At 40.2% G+C, this 17,768-nt stretch carries 15 protein-coding genes; 11 read left to right on the top strand and 4 right to left on the bottom strand.

Translation table 11 applies throughout. The annotated features are described in order from the left end of the window. Nucleotides 1-365: 365 nt before the first annotated feature. The 6 genes from NPUN_RS42295 (at nt 366) to NPUN_RS32545 (ending at nt 8,186) form a co-directional block, all read left to right on the top strand. Complete coding sequence (locus NPUN_RS42295; RefSeq protein WP_167315691.1) at nt 366-515, top strand: hypothetical protein; 150 nt, start codon at nt 366-368, stop codon at nt 513-515. 481 nt (nt 516-996) lie between these two features. After that, entirely contained in the window at nt 997-1,338 is a 342-nt protein-coding gene (locus NPUN_RS32565) for a CU044_2847 family protein (protein WP_012412621.1), read from the top strand. A gap of 6 nt (nt 1,339-1,344) precedes the next feature. Further along, complete coding sequence (locus NPUN_RS32560; protein WP_012412620.1) at nt 1,345-2,232, top strand: trypsin-like peptidase domain-containing protein; 888 nt, start codon at nt 1,345-1,347, stop codon at nt 2,230-2,232. A gap of 5 nt (nt 2,233-2,237) precedes the next feature. Next, complete coding sequence (locus NPUN_RS32555; RefSeq protein WP_012412619.1) at nt 2,238-3,896, top strand: hypothetical protein; 1,659 nt, start codon at nt 2,238-2,240, stop codon at nt 3,894-3,896. Nucleotides 3,897-3,910: 14 nt separating this feature from the next. Further along, nucleotides 3,911-6,703, top strand: a complete 2,793-nt coding sequence (locus tag NPUN_RS32550; protein ID WP_012412618.1) for a tetratricopeptide repeat protein — start codon at nt 3,911-3,913, stop codon at nt 6,701-6,703. 187 nt (nt 6,704-6,890) lie between these two features. Further along, nucleotides 6,891-8,186, top strand: coding sequence for a radical SAM/SPASM domain-containing protein (locus NPUN_RS32545; RefSeq protein WP_234711017.1), 1,296 nt, complete (start codon nt 6,891-6,893; stop codon nt 8,184-8,186). Between the two features lie 721 nt (nt 8,187-8,907). On the opposite strand, the gene NPUN_RS32540 is transcribed toward NPUN_RS32545, so the two are convergent. The 3 genes from NPUN_RS32540 to NPUN_RS43770 are packed head-to-tail and all read right to left on the bottom strand — an operon-like array spanning nt 8,908 to nt 10,410. Beyond that, nucleotides 8,908-10,101, bottom strand: a complete 1,194-nt coding sequence (locus NPUN_RS32540; RefSeq protein WP_012412616.1) for an MFS transporter — start codon at nt 10,099-10,101, stop codon at nt 8,908-8,910. A 57-nt stretch (nt 10,102-10,158) separates the two neighbouring features. Next, nucleotides 10,159-10,263: a hypothetical protein gene (locus NPUN_RS43775; protein ID WP_234711167.1), complete on the bottom strand. Its 105-nt coding sequence runs from the start codon at nt 10,261-10,263 to the stop codon at nt 10,159-10,161. A gap of 54 nt (nt 10,264-10,317) precedes the next feature. Next, nucleotides 10,318-10,410, bottom strand: coding sequence for a Uma2 family endonuclease (locus tag NPUN_RS43770; protein ID WP_234711016.1), 93 nt, complete (start codon nt 10,408-10,410; stop codon nt 10,318-10,320). 396 nt (nt 10,411-10,806) lie between these two features. Between NPUN_RS43770 and NPUN_RS42865 the strand changes: the two genes are divergently transcribed. The 4 genes from NPUN_RS42865 to radC all read left to right on the top strand — a co-directional run bounded on the left by NPUN_RS42865 (nt 10,807) and on the right by radC (nt 14,975). After that, entirely contained in the window at nt 10,807-11,688 is an 882-nt protein-coding gene (locus NPUN_RS42865; RefSeq protein WP_012412615.1) for an alpha-amylase family protein, read from the top strand. A gap of 15 nt (nt 11,689-11,703) precedes the next feature. Beyond that, nucleotides 11,704-12,798, top strand: coding sequence for an alpha-amylase family glycosyl hydrolase (locus tag NPUN_RS42860; RefSeq protein WP_012412614.1), 1,095 nt, complete (start codon nt 11,704-11,706; stop codon nt 12,796-12,798). Between the two features lie 289 nt (nt 12,799-13,087). Further along, nucleotides 13,088-14,026 carry a phosphoribulokinase gene (locus NPUN_RS32525; protein WP_041565776.1) on the top strand — a complete coding sequence of 313 codons (939 nt, stop codon included), beginning with the start codon at nt 13,088-13,090 and terminating at the stop codon, nt 14,024-14,026. Nucleotides 14,027-14,243: 217 nt separating this feature from the next. Then, nucleotides 14,244-14,975 (top strand): RadC family protein, encoded by a 732-nt coding sequence (gene radC / locus NPUN_RS32520; protein ID WP_012412612.1) that lies wholly within the window; start codon nt 14,244-14,246, stop codon nt 14,973-14,975. A gap of 22 nt (nt 14,976-14,997) precedes the next feature. Here the strand turns inward: radC and NPUN_RS32515 are convergent, their stop codons facing one another. After that, entirely contained in the window at nt 14,998-16,545 is a 1,548-nt protein-coding gene (locus tag NPUN_RS32515) for a cation:proton antiporter (protein WP_012412611.1), read from the bottom strand. Between the two features lie 51 nt (nt 16,546-16,596). On the opposite strand from NPUN_RS32515, the gene NPUN_RS32510 reads away from it, so the two are divergent. Next, a complete protein-coding gene (locus NPUN_RS32510) occupies nt 16,597-17,658 on the top strand; it encodes a DUF389 domain-containing protein (RefSeq protein WP_012412610.1) in 1,062 nt (353 codons plus the stop codon). Nucleotides 17,659-17,768: the final 110 nt, after the last annotated feature.

The raw sequence follows: 17,768 nt of genomic DNA, 5'->3' as shown, positions 1-17,768 counted from the left end.
ACACAAGCATATTGAACAGTACGTACATAATTTCACAGTGCGATCGCGCCGTTCAGTAGCGATCCTATTTGATTTGTAAGAATTGCAACCCCCAGATCCCCGACTTCTTTAAGAAGTCGGGGATCTGTGTTTATCAGCAATGATTCAGGATTGCTATAAACATCACAAAAACCCGATAAATCGCATCTTTTGCCTTAATTAAAGAGTATTACTAAACCCGCTAAGACTCGAAATGCAAGGCTAAAAACTACTTGAAACTCCTAGGCTTGCACTATACCTTAGTTTCCTTGCCAGAGTTTAACTCAGTATAATTACTAATTGAAGTTAGAGTCCATATATAACTAATATAACCATTAATATATTAATTGTTAAATCTATTACATGAGAGTCAAACAGCTTTAACGCCCAAACAGCCGAAAGTTGGTCAGTTTATTAAGAAACTTCACAAACTTCTAGAATTGACCAAGAAAAGTTTGCAGCAAGCATTGTTCGTAGGAGCGATTCATCGCTCATAGCAAGACTTATCAGGACTAAAGTCCTGACTACAAACTTTATATTTACACCTTACTACTTAGAGGATGTTTTAAAAGTCCCCTTGTCGGTATTAAAAGTTCTAAATACCCCCAAATCCCCTTTAAAAGGGGACTTTAATTCCGGTTCCCCCCTCTTAAAAAGCTACGGTGTATACACAAGTCTGAAAATAGCTGAAGAACACAGGTTTTACCCCACCCTAACCCTCCCCTTATAAAGGTGAGGGAACCGGAAATATTATTTCCCCCCAATATATCGGGGGGATTAAGGGGGGTAATACGACTTGTGTATACACGGTAGCTCTTAAAAAGGGGGGTTAGGGGGAATCTAGAAGTACTTAAAAGCACAGCCAAACACTTTGAAAACAACCTCTTAGATGAAAATAAGATTATCTCCAAAAAACTTCGACAAGATATCTTGATTATTTACACATTCAACTATTAATTGAAAATAACAGGTCTTACTATGATTCGGAAACAGATAACAGAGTTTTCTCTAGAAGATGGCACAAAGTTTTTAGCTGAAGTTGATGAGCCAGAAAATAGCAATTCTCTTGTACGTGTTGCTAGACCAGATGCTGGGCAAATAGTAGTTGAAGCTAAAAAGAAATTTGATGAAGTATTGGATCAAATACAACCTGTAGCTTCAGCAATTATCATCAAACTGAGTCAGCTTAATACACCTGCCGATGAGGTAGAGGTGAAATTTGGTATTAAATTAAATGCTGTTGCAGGTGCAATTTTCACTTCTGTAGGTGGTGAAGCTAACTACGAAATTACCTTGAAATGGAAGCAAGACAAGGCATAGTAACGTATGGCATCGATTGCAGATAATTATATTCCAGCTTTTAGATCAGCGATCGCTCGGATTTTTCATCCGAATGGTGCGGTAGTTGGTGTAGGTTTTTTAGTGTCAGGGCGAAGTCAAAATTATATCCTGACATGCGCTCACGTTGTTACTTCGGCTCTATCTTTACCAGAAGATATAGTTGAAGCTCCTAGTCATGATATTTGCTTAGATTTCCCCCTAATTGCACCAGGGCAAAAACTAAAAGCTAAAGTTGTTTTTTGGCAACCTGTTGTCAACAATGTATCAACCTCCGAACCTGAAGATATTGCCGGGTTGCAAATAGAAGGACAATTACCTCATGAAGCGCAACCTATTAAGCTCATCTGGGCTAATAACGTTTGGGGACATCCTTTCCGCATATTTGGTTTTCCTCACGGGCACAATGATGGCGTTTGGTCTACAGGGGTGTTGCGAGATGGGCAAGGAAAGGGATGGGTGCAATTGGAAGATAGTAAGGTAACTGGCTACAGGATAGAACCGGGCTTTAGTGGTGCGCCTATATGGGATGAAACCCTTGCAGGAGTGGTTGGTATGGCTGTAGCGGCGGAGAAACAGCGAGAAGATATCAAGACTGCTTTCATGATTCCGGTGGACGTATTGAGCAAAGCATGGGATGAAATAACCTTGCCGATTTCATCAAATGCACATACTCAGAATAGCCCCAGCCGGGTACAACAACTCAAAATTAAGACTTTGCAACAACGCTTTGAGGTTCTAAGCAGTGACTACGAAGCAGCATACAACCAGCTTAACTATACACTCGCTGCGAGCGATCGCAATATCATTCAGCGCCAAATCAACACCATACTCCAAGAACTCGGTCGAGTAGAAAGCGAACTTAATGCCATTTAAATGCAATGAAAAATTCCTTAGATTTACGAAAGAAGTCTCTTGAGCAGTTAATAGCCCGTTTAACCACTGACATTGAAAGTCTCAGCAACCAAATAGGGTGGACGCTAAATAATGTACAGAAAGATCAATTAGAAAGGCAACTTGAGAATAAATTTAAGGAAATAGAAAAAGCTGAATCAGAGTTAAGCCAGCTAAATCAAGAAACTCTAGAGCAAGTTGATCCTGATAAAATACCATTTACTAATCGGGATGCTGCAATTAGTGATATTACAGCAAATAATTCTCCTACTTATCGTTTGATAACGGCTCCTAAAGGTTACGGAAAAACCGAATTTCTCAAACAGATCCAGAAGCGCTTTCAAGAATTACAATGGTGTTGCGCTTATGCTTCCATGTCCGGCGATCAAAATATTGAAGACTTAGAAAAAGAATTAGCTAATTCTCTCAGTCTAAAGATTGAAGAAGGGAATGAGTTGCCTTGGGGAGAACGCTTAGGTTTATTATTACATAGAAATTGGGCTAGGTGGCAATCGCAGGGGCAAAAAGGTATTGTATTGCTAATCGATCTGGATGGAAATGCCCCACAAAAACAACGTTTAAGTGAAATTTTTGTTCAGCTTAAAGAATTAGGATGGAGAATTGAAAATTGTTTGAAAGAATTACAATTCTTTAAAGATAATTCCAAGAGTCTTCGAGTTGTAATTGCAGCTCGCTGTCTTACCGATCTTCCTCCAGATCGGATTCTTCCTAAACTAATTCTCTCACCTTTTAACTGGGAAGTTATTCAAGATACAGCGACCAAATATCTCAAGCCGATTGAGATGACCTCTGAAAGTCTTGCACTACTAGCAGGACACTTACTTTATCTAACTGGCGGACATCCAGGGGGGATTGCTGAAGCCCTAAAAGTTTATCGAAGTGGTGGTTACACAGTTAATTTGTTTTTAAAAACTTATGGTAGCAAATTATGGGAAAAAACCCTCAAACATTGTAGAGATCAGATTAAAGAAAGCTTGACAAAAGAAAACAATAATCTATACGAATCTATTGAAAAACTTAGTATATTTCCTATACTAAATGGAAATTGGATATTAAAGGAAGCCGTTAGAAGATTTCAGTTACCTTTTAGTGATGATAGCTTTAAATTAAACGCCGAACTGACAAAGACATCAATTTTTACTCGTGATAAAACAATTATCAAAGATGGAATGACCCGTCGGCTGCTAGTTATTGGCCTTCTCCGAGAAAGCTCACCTGATAGCTTTCAAAAGCTTTGTAGCGAAGCAGCTCAAATTTGCTGGGAATATGTTCACGAGCTTAAATCCAAGAATGATTCTGCGGTGGCGGGAACTTGGTCAATGCAGTATTTTTTTCAAAGTCTTCAGCAACATGCTGGATTTATCAATTCTGGTACTGATAGTTTGACTTATCGAAAAGAACTTCGTAAAACTTTCTTTGACGAAACTGTTGAAGAAACTATTGGAATATTCCGCAATACAGACCGAGAGCAAACCCATGAATTTCTGTCTACGCTTAAATCTGAAGTAGAGCATGACTGGGAATTTCAGTTTCTTGTAAATTACTATCTTCACAATGAGGAATATAATGACACACCCTATAACTATTTAATTCATAAGCTTGATGAAGCTATTCAAAATAATTAACTCAGGAGCCTATTATGTCTGAAATAGATAAATTAGAGTTTGTTGGTCGTGAAGAACATCTAAATCGAATTATTACCCTTGTTCAAAAAGCTAATAAGCTTCATGTTGTTTTGGTGGAGGGTAGAGGCGGAATTGGCAAAACTTGGTTGCTTAATGAATTACAAAACCGCCTCAATCAAGTAAACATTGGAACAAGTGAAATTATTGATTGCGATACTCCTGTTTTTAACGATGCAGAAGATTTATGCACTCAAATCGCTAAGCAATTGTATGAGAATACATATCAAGAATGGCTGCTCCGATTACGACAACTACGAGAAGATGAAAACCACCTCAGTCAAACTGCATACCAAGAAGAACGCAGACAACTTGAAAAGTTTTTAGTCGATGAAATTAATCGAAAATCTAAACAAAAGAGATTAGTATTTTTAATTGATACAGTTGAGAAGTTAGGACAAGCAGAGGGAAGAGCGGAAGTTTGGGAATATATTGGTAATCTATGCCAGCAACTAGATAATGCCGTATTGATTTTAGCAGGCCGCCCTAGTATTGCTCGCCAAATTTTGGAAAAATCGTTTACAGAAGCAGAATTAACTTATTTGGAGTTAAATGAATTTACTCATGAAGATGTACAGACATACATTCTTTCCAAAGAGGAGCAACTTCATTTTACTCTTGGGAAAGACTTAGTTCAAAAGATCATAGTTCTTTCTGGTGGTAGCCCCATTATGATTGAATTTGGAGTAGAATATGCTTATCGAGAAGTTATTCCAGATTGGTTAGAGAGTGAAGATATAGAAACTATTCCAGCCAGGTTAGAAAAAACGGGTGGATTTGAAGCTGAGATGGTTCGACATATTACGCAGCTTCGGACATCAATGGATAGGCTAACCTTGTTACTTTCACGTATTTATCCATTAGATAGTTCTGATATTGCTAATCTATTAGAACTATCGATAGAAGATGCTCAAAAATTATTTATTGATGCTCAGAGCTACTTTTTTATCAAACCAGTAATCAGTGGTTCTCAAATAGCATTGCATGATATTGTGCGAGACTTGGTTAATAAATATGTATGGGCAGATATTGACCCAGATTTTGAATGGAGAAAACGAGATAGTCGGATTGCATCCAAATATTTTGAGAAAAAAGATTATCAGCTAGGGCCGCAGAAAAGGATATTGGAGGTTCAACTTTATTCTGATAATTATAATAAAGCCGCTAATATTGAGTTTCTAATTGAAGAACTAAAACAGCAGCGAGAATTCAATACAAGACGATGGCTATGGAATGCTTTAGAGGCTGACCCAACTATCGGCTTTGAAACTTGGCATGAAGTTACTAATACGATACGCAGTCAATCAAAGAAATTCAGCTTTGTTAATCAATTATTGGCGGTTGTAAAACAGTTTGAAAAACAACTAAATTTCGACCAAAGATTTAAATTGATTATTTTTGAAGCAAAGCTTGTCCACGCCCTTAAAGACAAGGGTACAACAGAAAATGAAGTGAAAAAATTAGAAGCTATGTTAGCTGATAAATCTTCTAATTCTTCTCATCAACCAGACCTTTGCAATGTCTTGGGAATGCTGAATGCTAAGTTACATCTTTATGAGGAAGCTTTGAAATATCAGCAAAAGTGTTTATCTCTGGTTCAAGAGAAAAAGCTAGCATCTGCTATTCCAGGTGTAGCGAACCAAGTTGGTTATCTGTATCGACAACTGAACAATTTTAACGAAGCTGAAAAATATTACAAACTAGGTTGGGATGCTGCTATGGAAGTTGACACTCCTAACAAAGGCTTAACTCAAGTTATGGCTAGTATTCAGAATAACTTGGGATATTTATACGGTCTACAAAAAAATTATATTAAGTCTGAACAGTGTTTTAAGGCTGCTATTGATATGTGGGCGAGTGTAGAGACTGAACGCGAAATTGCCAACGCTGAAATTGCCTCTGCGACTATTTCGGTAAATGAGGGGAACTATGTTAAAGCTAAACAGCTACTTGAACGAGCATTAAGTCGTTGCAATAATGAGGAAGATGATAATCGAATATTGTGTAGGGCATACTTTCATTTAGGCTTAAATCAGTGGTTTAGTGCCGAGGTACTAAATGAAGCCGTTTGGGATGTAACACAGGTAAAGTGGGATCTAGATGTGCTAAGTCAGGCTCAAGATGCTTTAGAAAAAAGCCTGAAACTGGCAGAAAAATATGGACTGGAAGAGGAATTGCCTGGAATTTGGCATCAAACGGCCAGTGTTTACTGGCATCTTGGGTTTCAAAAGTGCGATCGCTCTTTGCAAGAACAAGCTCTCAAACTCAACGATCGCTCTTACCACACTAGTCTAGAGTACAATGACAGGCGGTATGCCATCGATAGCCTGGTAGGGAAAGCAGAGTTTGATTATTATGCAAAAGCATACCAGCATATTTCAGATTATGCACGAGAACTTAGCGATCGCTTCCAGTCATATCAAAATACCTATCAACTGTACTTTGGTCGGATGTTACGGATAGAAGGTGATGTTGCATTTCAACAGGCGAACTACGATCTTGCCTTTGCAAAATATGCTCAAGGCATACCCCAAATCTTCCAGGATGGAGGTTTTGGGCCCTATTCGATCCAACATGAGTTAAATCTGCTCCAAAAGAAAATCGAACGGTTGCCTATAGAACTTTCTAAAACCCTAATCCAGCAACTCAAACATCATTGGCAAGACAATAAAGCTCTCAAAGAATGGTGCGATCAACAAATGTTTTTGACTAGAATCCGTGCAACAAAACAGCCATCTTCTCATGCTTAGTAAAAAAATTGATCGACCCAGAATTTTAGTTTCTCTCAATTCTACCTGCGTACTAACTGGACAATGCGATTGTGATGGAGGGGATTGTGCCTGTGACTTATCCCCTTTAGCAGAATTAGGCTCAGATACATCATTATCTCTGGGGATATTTGAGACAGAGTTTGTCATATCTCCCAATTCGCAAATAATGAATCTAGATGATACTTACTCTATCTGTTATGGTAATCATAAAGTAGCAGTTCTAAATGAATCCGCATTATATTTACGAAATACATTTACAAATTCTCATAAATTAGATGAGATCACAAAAGAGAATTATCACATTAACCAAACCGACTTACAGACAGCTATTCAGGAACTATATCAAGCCCGTTTAATTATTCCTAAAAACAATAGCCCATTTAACCTAAATGAAATACCAGAAACTTTATCTGCATGGTTACATATCACCGATCGCTGTAACTTAAGATGTGACTACTGCTATCTTCCTCATTTAGCCAGGGATATGTCAATAGATATAGGCAGAGCAGCTATTGAATCTATATTTCGCTCTGCTAGCTTAAATAATTACCGCCGCGTCAAACTAAAGTATGCGGGAGGAGAAGCATTATTATGCTCTGCTTTAATTAAAGAACTGCATTTATATGCTCAATCACTTAGCAAGGAAAGAGGCATTATATTAGATGGAGTTGTTCTCACTAATGGAATATTGATTACGCCTGAGATTATCGAGATGCTTAAAATATTGAATCTGCGTCTCATGATTTCACTAGATGGATTATCAGATTTCCACAATATCCAACGAACTTATGCAGGTGGAAAGGGTTCATTTCAAGATGTGGAAAGGGGTATTAAGATTGCTTTAGCAAATGGGCTAGTACCCGATATTTCCATTACCATTAGCGGGCGCAATGCAGAAGGATTACCCGATCTGATTGAATGGATATTGGAGCATAATCTGCCCTTTAGTTTAAACTTTTATCGTGAAAATGAATTGTCAGCTTCTTACGAAGATTTGCAACTAGAAGAATATAGAATGATTCAGGGAATGTTAGCAGCATTCAAAGTTATTGAATTGAAATTACCTAATCGTAGCTTATTAGGTTCATTAGTTGATCGTGCTAATTTAGCATCTCCTCATAAACGAACTTGTGGAGTTGGGCAAAGCTATCTTGTATTTGATTACCAAGGACAAATTGCCAAATGTCAGATGCAGCTACATAAAACTATATCCTCTGTTGATGCTCAAGATCCTTTAACTGTTGTGCGACAAGATAAAACAGGTATTCAGAATTTATCTGTTGAGGAAAAAGAAGGCTGTCGTACATGTGAATGGAAATACTGGTGTACGGGTGGTTGCTCTCTGGCTACGTTTAAGGCTACAGGCCGTTATGATATTCAATCTCCAAATTGCAATATTTATAAAGCTCTATATCCTGAAGCTCTCCGCTTAGAGGGCTTACGCCTTCTCAAATATAGTTAAGTTAGCTAATTTCACTTCTTACCTCTGTGTTCTCTGCGCCTCTGTGGTTAAATTAACTACTTTTTAACCACAGAGGCACAGAGAAGCCAGTGCGTTGGGCGGGTTCCCCGACTTGTAGCAACTGGCGCGACGCTGAGAGAAAAAAGAGATTTTACGAGTCAAATTTAAATTATAAGAATATATTTAGTTAGCTTATAACCGATAAAAGAAATTAAAATGCTGCTTTGAAGCAATTGTACTAATTTTGCTTCAAACTAAAAATATAGTAAACACCAATTTTGAAATAAGGACGATCGCACATGAGTTTAATCGATGGTATATTACTAACGCTGCTAAATACTGTTGCTTGCCTTGCGCTGCCTAAATTGCTAGTAATTCTGTCTGAAAAAATCCAAAACACTTCACCATCGCGCTCTACTGCAACATCAAAAGATTCTAACTCTGAAATCCCCAGTTTTTCGTAATATAAGCTGATTGTCTCTAGATATCGCTTTGATGAGGAGAAAATTTAGTTATTGGTGCAAAGCGATATCTTAAAGGAAGTTATGCACATTTTTTCGGAAAATAATGAGTGTGCATGTTTCTACAAAATAAAATCAAAATTTTATAGATAAAAAGCTGGTCTACAGTACAGCGAAAACGTGTCAAGAGAGAATAATTATAGTATTACTACTAACTAAAGTTTTTAGCAGCTTGATTTGGCTTTGTGACGGCAATTTTTTTATTCTTTATTTGTTTTTGCTGTAATATTTTTAGGTCTGACGATAATAAAAAATCCAAGCAAAGTAAAAACTAACATTTGCCAAGTCACCAAATTCCAGCCACCAAGATTCCAGCATAATAAACCAATGCTAGTACCTACAGCACCGCCGATAAAATAGGTAGTCATGTAAACTGTGTTGATGCGACTATTGGATTGAGCATCAAGACTATATATTCTTGCGACATTAGTAACTTGGATTGCCTGTACACCTACATCTAGTAACAATACAGCAACAGCGATCGCCAGTGCAGAATTAGAAGCAGTTTTAGCAATTACTAAGCTTGCAATCACCATCGATACAGCAATACTCAAGGAACGTTGGGAGTTACCTCGATCGGCTAGTTTACCAAAAACTGGTGCCATCAATGCACCTGCGATCGCTACAAAGCCATACATCCCAATTGTGTCAGATTGAAAATTAAAAGGCGCTCCGCTTAAATGGAAAGTCAGCGTTGTCCAAAATGAGCAAAAGACACCAAACAATAACCCGCTAATTAAAGACGCTTCTCTTAATAATGAAAAACGTTTTAACTGGTGAATTGTTGAGCTTAATAACTCCAAATAATAACCATTAAATTCATTTTTGATACTAGGCAAATATGTATTTAGTAAAACAATAACAATTAAAATCATTCCTGCCGAAAATCCATATACATAACGCCAATTCAACCATTCAGAAATATATCCACTAAAAACCCTTGCTCCTAAAACTCCAATCAATATACCAGTAAAAATATTGCCTACGGTTTGGCCTGTAGTTACTCTATCTATACTTGCTGCTAAAGGAAGAATAATCTGAGCGGAGACTGTCGCAATCCCAATTGCTACGCTCAATATCCAAACTTCAATGATGTTTTGTGAAAACGTCATCAATATCAACAAACAGAATAAACTTATCAGTAAGCAAAGAATTAATTTTTTCTTGTTGATTTTATCGCCCAATGGGATTAAAAAGAAAATCCCCAAACCGTAACCAACTTGCGTAAGCACAGAGATACTACCCGCTTCACCTTCACTGACTCGAAAAGATGATGCAATATCTTTGAGGATTGGCTGATTATAATAAACGTTGGCAACACAGACACCGGATGCGATCGCCATAATCAGTACCTGGACTTTAGTTAATGCGTTATTTAGTATTTGTTTTTCCATTTAACCTAAAATTTATACAAGAAAAAACTGGTTTACAGTACAGCTAAAACCAGGTAATCAAGGAGAAATTATAATATCACTATTAAAGAAGGTTTCTACCAATTTAAGTTGGTTCTGTTCGCGCCGATAGACATCTAGTTTTGGCGATCGCCAATCAGCAATCCAATATTCTTTTACTCTTTTGGAAGAATAAAGTTTAAGTTTAGCTTCATTATCTCATCTTAGGTCTTCCTTGCTAGCAGATAAAACTTCGACTACTAAATCTGGTGCGCCAGTTAAATGTCCCCCTTCATCCAACATTACCGCCAAGGTTTCCTTTGCAGGGTAAGCGCATATACATTTAACTTACTATAAAACTCATATTTGATTCTTGAAAAAATTCACTATAGCTCAAAGAGCCTTCTTGACTGTAGCAAGATTGCCTATTGCCTGCCTATCGCGCTTGCGCTTCTCTACAAGAGGCTTGTCTGCGACACGCTCCGCGAACGCCAACGCGAACGCGCTCCGCGCAAATAATTATGCCTACGCCACGCTGCCCGAACAGAAATAAAATCAGATTGCTATAGATTTACCAGCAAAATACTTAATATCTTGCCTATTATTGACAGTTTAAAGTTTAAAGAAATTCAACCTATCATCTGGAATAAAGCTCGGCTATTGTGTAAGAACTTCATAGCTGAACTTTCCTGACCTAGAGGTTTTCTAATGCCTATCGATCTATTAAGCCGTAAAAAAACTCATTTTGTCTTGTGGCGTGTCGGTGCTTCAGAACTAGCTCCCACTCTCTACATTGGCAACACTAGTCCTGAAAGCCCAGACAGATTAGCTAAATTGAGAGAAATTCCGCTTCGTCAATCAGCAGAATTTCCAGAATTGTGGGAAGTTTCGGCTAAAGAATCTGGCCTGACTGAAGGACAGGTCTATTTTTACTGGTTTAAAGTCCGCAACTCAGACCCCTACGCAGCTGCCAATGCTAACCAAATTCTCTACTGTACAGATCCAACAGCGACGACTGTAGATCGGCGCTTTCCTGCACCAACGCCGTCAGAATCGGGAGGCGTTAATAGCTTCGATCCGGCAAGCGTCGTGCTTTATCAGAATGGGACGTTGATTCCCTGCGATCCACAGGGGCAAACTGTAAATTGGGAAGGTGATGCTCCTTTAGAGACGCTACCCACCAATAATCAACTGGTGATTTACGAATTACCAACCCGATGGACAAAGATTAACTCAAATGGATTGATTGAAGAAGGAGTCGGGACATTTCGTGACGTACTGGCACTCTTGATACCAGAAGCGATCGCTCCTACTTTTCCTATGCTCACCGCCTTGAATAACCGCGCTCATCTTGTGGAACTGGGAATCAACGCCTTAGAACTTCTGCCACCAGAAGACAGCGATGATAATCTCAATTGGGGCTATGGTACAGCAAATTATTTTGCAGCAGATTTTGACTTAGGCCGTCCAGATAGCCAGTCAGCACCTACTGCTTCAACTGATTTAGCTAACCTGATTAAAGCCTGCCATCAGCAAGGGTTGCGCTTTTTTGTGGATGTGGTAATGGCATTTTCGCGGAATAATCCTTAACATAACGTTAATTTTTTGGAATTTTACATCAAATGGGCCAGTGGCGATCCAGAACAAGGATCAAGAGATGGCTTTGGTGGGGACTTATTTAAGTACAACTATTGGGTAGAGGGTTATAATCCCATTACTGGGCAAAAGTCATGGCTTGTGCCAGCCCGTGAATACTTAAAAGCCCATATTGCCCACTGGTTGGAATACTATCGGGTTGATGGTCTGCGGTTGGATAGCGTGAACAATATTGCCAACTATGACTTTTTGCAGGAATTTAAGGATTTTGCCCGCACCCTTTGGGACAAAAGAGGCGGAAGTGGCGATCGCTTCCTCGTAGTTGGCGAAGAGTTGAGTGTACCCCTATCTCTCATCCAACAAAATCGTCTGGATGGACTTTGGAATGAAAAGTTTAAGCAAATCATCCGACAAGTAATTTTAGGTAAGAATGCCTGGGATGAACCCAGCTTTGAGTGGAGTATTCGCAAACTAATTGATTGCCGAAACTTAGGCTTTACAGATGGCTCTCAGGCGGTAAACTATATAACTTCCCATGATGTTGGTGGTTATGGTAACGAGCGTTTCTTTAGCTATTTGGTTAGTAATGGAATTGCTGATACTGAACCGCGTATTAAGTTAGCATTTGTTTCCCTGCTTACCTCTGTAGGGATTCCCATGATCCTGGCCGGAGATGAATTTGCCGATCAACAAGATTTAGCTACAACAGACGATCATAAGCAAATTGACCCAGTTAACTACAGCCGTGTGAAAGATGATTGGCGGCAACGAATTTTCCAATATGTTGCGAGGTTGGTTCGCTTGCGTAAAACTTCTCATGCTTTAGCTGTGAATGATACTAAATTTATTCATGTTGACTTTAATGAGGGTAAGCGAGTTCTAGTCTGGCAACGTGGTAATAAAGCCGATCAATTAGTAGTTGTAGTGGCGAATTTCTCTGACTACGGCACTCCTCCTGCTTCTGAGTACAGAGTCCCAAATTGGCCTGCAACCCCAGTTGGCAAGCAGTGGAAGGAAATTACTCAAGAACGGATAGTTCCATCAGAATGGGTAGGCAGAGAAGGCATCTTCCCCTGGGAAGCGAAAGTGTACGCTCTAGTTTAATAGTGATACCGCTCAGGAAAAAATGATGTTAAAGGGAAAAAGGAGTGAAAGACACGATATATAAGGTTTTTTCCCCTTTAACCTTTTTCCCTTTCCCCCTGCCCCCCGCCCCCTTGCCTCTTTTGACTCATCAGCTATGTAGATTGCAATAAACCAGCGCACAGATATTTTATATGTAGAGATATTGCATACCAAGGCTTTGCTTGAGTTACTTGCCTAAACCCTTCTAGAATTAAAACTATTGTAGGGAAATTGTATTAATAAACTTACTTTTATTCTGGGAGGTATGATGAGCCGTCCAATAATTCTTGGTATTGTCGGCGACAGCGCTGCTGGGAAAACAACACTAACGCGGGGAATCGCTCAGGCACTCGGCCCAGAAAATGTCACAATCATCTGTACAGATGATTACCACCGTTACGATCGCCAACAACGTGCAGAAATTGGCATCACTGCCCTCCACCCAGACTGCAACCATCTAGATATTATGCAGCAACACCTGTCGCTGCTACGCACCGGACAGCCCATTCTCAAGCCAGTTTATAGCCATAAAACAGGGACATTTGAGGCACCTAAGTATATCAAGCCAAGTAAATTCGTCATTATTGAAGGATTACTCGGTTATTCTACTCGTGCCGCCCGTGATTCTTACGATGTGAAAGTCTACCTTGCGCCTCCTGAAGAATTACGTGCTAGGTGGAAAGTCAAGCGAGATACGCAAAAGCGGGGGTACACACCTGAACAGGTGCTAGCAGAATTAGAAAAGCGCGAACCAGATTCAGCCCAGTTTATTCGTCCACAAAGGCAATGGTCTGATATAGTCATCAGTTTCTATCCACCAACTGATGAAGATGATGAAACCAATGGACACCTAAATGTCCGATTGGTACTGCGTCCGACAATTCCCCATCCAGATTTCACCGTAATTACCAATTCTAGCTATGGTAATTCTGACTCAGCCATCCGCCTGGGGCTAGACAGGGATATGTGTAAGCCGGTAGATGTCTTAGAAGTTGATGGTCATGCCACCTTAGAACAGGTGAATAAGCTAGAGCATATTATTTGTTCTGATATGCCCCATCTCCGAAATATTTGCGATCGCGAAAGTAATCCCGAACTGGGTAAAATTGCTGGTACAACTGGAGAGACATTGCAAAGTTACCCCCTAGCTCTCACCCAGCTAATCATTACCTACCACATGCTCAAAGCAACGCAAATTTATCAATAATCAGCGAAGATGGAGGTGTTTAACGAACATAGCGTAGTTTACCGCCGTAGGCATCGCCCTAAATCATATTATTTTTAGTTTCCACTTTGAAAGTTGCAAATGAAATTACCGATATAAACTTACCAAGATTAAAGATTTTCTCAAATAAAGGTGATTTTGACAGCAAACGAGGGATAACTAAGGATAGTTTGATGTGTGGTGACGATTTTCTTTGTTTATGACCTATTGCCTCAGAATTGCCGACCTACCTACAAATGAGCGTCCGCGTGAGCGATTAATGACGCATGGTGCCAAAATTTTAGCCACAGCAGAGTTAATCGCAATTCTTTTAGGCACTGGTCAAGGGCCAGGAAAACTATCTGCTGTAGGTTTGGGACAATTTATTTTGAGCGAATTAGGCAAACATCAACGCGATCCTTTGGCGGTTTTACGAGAAGTTAGCCCCGCAGAGTTGATGCTAATTTCTGGTGTTGGTCCGGCGAAGGCGACAAGTATATTAGCAGCAATTGAATTGGGCAAACGCGCTTTTCAATCTCGACCGAATGACGGCACATTGATTGATAGCCCCCTTGCTGCTGCCGCTACCCTCAGTCAAGATTTGATGTGGCAGACACAAGAACGTTTTGCAGTGGTGTTATTAGATGTCAAGAATCGCTTGCTGGGTACGCAAGTGATTACCATTGGCACAGCAACCGAAACCTTAGCTTCTCCCCGTGATATTTTCCGGGAAGTTATCCGTCAAGGCGCAACGCGGGCAATAGTTGCCCACAACCACCCTTCTGGGAACCTTGAACCTAGCCAGGAAGATATAGAATTGACGCGCCAGTTGTTAGCAGGGGCGCAGCTTTTGGGCATTCCGGTACTAGATCATCTGATTTTGGGTAATGGTAATCATCAGAGTTTACGGGAAATAACAACCTTGTGGGATGAACATCCGCAAGGGGATTAGTAAAAAAGTAGGGAGCCTCAATCTACAAAACATCCTCAAGCATAGATGCTAATTCTTTATTTAACCGACCAGACTTAACAAATTCTGCATAAGTATCTGCTTCAATTGCCAGCAGTTCTCCTCGGAATTGTTCTGTTGTAAAGCTCTGAAGATTAGGATATTCATCCTGTAAATTGTCAATTTTTGTCCGTAAATCTGCAAGTTCACTTTTGATTAGTGTCTCCTGATAACGGCGAAACTCTGGGTCGATGCCGGGACGTTTGTCTGCTTGGAGGTGTTGCAAAACGCGTTCTAAGGCAATATGACGGGCAACTAATTCTAAATATTCCTCACGTAAGGGTGCATCACCTAGTAAATTGAGTTTTTCCAACAAAGGTTTGATGCTCAATCCTTGAACAAGTAGAGTAAATAGAACTACTCCAAATACCGTTGCAATAATTTTTTCTCGCTCTGGCAGTATAGTCGATACACTTAATGCCAGGGCAATGGAAACGGAACCGCGTAACCCGCCCCACCATAGGATCGTTTGTTCTGGTAAAGAAATATCCGATCTGGTGATGCTAGTACTCAATTTGCTGAGAATCAAAAGAGCAACTGCCCGCATCAAAATCATTGCTATCACTGTCACTATAATGATTTGCAAGTTTTCGCCCAAACTAGCAAAGCGTATTTGGTCGCCAATCAGCAAAAAGACAATTGAGTTAACAAAGAACGCCAAAAATTCCCAAAATTCGGAGACAATAATCCGGGTGCGGGGATTCATACCAATACGAGAGCCAAAGTTGCCTAAAATCAAACCTGTGGTGACAACTCCAATTACCCCAGAACCACCTAAGTCTTCAATAATTAGGTAAGTGCCGTAAGCGGAAACTAGGGTTAAGGATTGTTCTACTAAGGGCAAATCGAAGCGCTGGGTGAGGTAGGAAATCCCAAATCCAATGAAAGCCCCCACTCCTACACCGATGCCAACAACTGTAAATAACTGCAATAAGATGGGCTGGAATTCCAATTCGACAGTTCCCAAAGATAAGGCCACCACAAAACTAAAGGCAACTACAGCCATACCATCATTGAATAAGCTTTCGCCTTCCATTAAAGTGGTAAGACGACTACCTACGCCGAGTTGACGGAACAAAGCGGTGACAGAAACAGGATCGGTTGCAGATAGGCTGGCGGCGATGAGTAAAGCTGTAGTTAGAGAAATACCAATGAATTGATTGAGAGCGATCGCTACCCCGGCGATCGCAATTACCACCCCAAACACTGCATACAAGCAAATTGGTACTAAATCCCGCTTCAGTTCTGACCATTTCAAATTCCATGCAGCTTCAAATAGCAGCGGTGGTAAAAAAATGAACAAAATTAATTCCGGGGAAAGGGTTACTAAACGAACATCAACAAAGGCCAAACCTAACCCGACAATCACCAGTAGCAAGGTGTAAGGGATATTGCGAAACCAGCTAAATACCTGCGGTAATGTTGCCACACCCAGAGACACCGAAAGTACCAAAAGAAACTGCTTGAGATTATTTGTAATAACTTCCTCTGCGATCGCTGATTCAACCACCATAAGTAAATTCCTGGTATAGTTTTACATTTATCATCATCTGACTATTTTCAGATGACACCGATTCAATGGGAAACTTTAATTAGAGATAACCGAGCATTCAGGAGGAAGGTCTTGGGTAATAACATTCGAGACCGCTTTAAAAATTTCCGCCGCCGGGGTTCGCAGCCGGAACAACTTCAAAAACTACAAACAGATTTGCTGGCAGAATCAGCCTTAGACTCAGCTTACATAATTTTGATTATTAGCTCCTGTGCGATCGCAACTTTAGGTTTATTGTCTAACAGTGCAGCTGTGATTATCGGTGCGATGATTATTGCCCCTCTAATGTTGCCGATTCGCGGGTTAGCTTTTGGTGCTTTGCAAGCAGATATTACTTTGTTTCGCAAGGGAGTAGTTGCTGTAGTAATAGGCACACTATTAGCAATAGCGATCGCCTCGACTCTGGGCTGGCTCGTGGGGTTGCCTAGTTACGGTAGCGAGGTACTGGCTCGATCTAGACCCACATTGCTAGATTTGGGAATTGCGGTAGTGGCTGGTGGTATTAGTGGCTATGCCAAAATTGAGACGAAAATCTCTGGTAGTTTAGCGGGAACTGCGATCGCTGTTGCCCTCATGCCTCCTGTCTGTGTGATTGGCTTAGGCTTGGCACAAGGGAATTGGTCACTCAGTTTCGGGGCAACCCTACTTTATCTCACCAACTTGCTAGGTATTGCCCTCTCCTGTATGGTGACATTTGTGGTAGCAGGTTACACTTCAATGGCGCGGGCCCGTCAACCCCTAATTTGGACTATGGCTTTGACAGCTATCCTGCTAATTCCTTTGGGAGTCAGCTTTGCGCGGCTTGTACGACAAGCGCAACTAGAAACCAGCTTGCGAAAAGCATTATTGAACCGAACTGTCACCTTTGGGCGATTGCAGTTACTTAACAGTAATACCAATTGGTTGGCAAATCCCCCAGAAGTCCGTTTAAGTGTCCGGGCAAGGGAACCTGTGACACCTCGGCAAGTAGAATTATTAGAAAAATTTATTAAAAAAGAGATGGGGCAACCATTCACTTTAATTTTTGAAGTTAGTGAAGTAGAGGAAATTAGAAGTTCGGAACCCACACCTTAAGGAACTTCCAATTAAGGGCAGGGGGAAGGGGGCAGGGGGAGGGAAATTCGTAGTGAAATTCAGAAATTGGATAATTTATTTTTTGGAGTTTCCTAAAGTTGCTAATTTGG

It is taken from the genome of Nostoc punctiforme PCC 73102 (genome assembly GCF_000020025.1).
Classification (GTDB): Bacteria; Cyanobacteriota; Cyanobacteriia; order Cyanobacteriales; family Nostocaceae; genus Nostoc; species Nostoc punctiforme.
The sequence above is the reverse complement of the archived record's forward strand: the minus strand, read 5'-3'. Positions and strand labels throughout refer to the sequence as shown.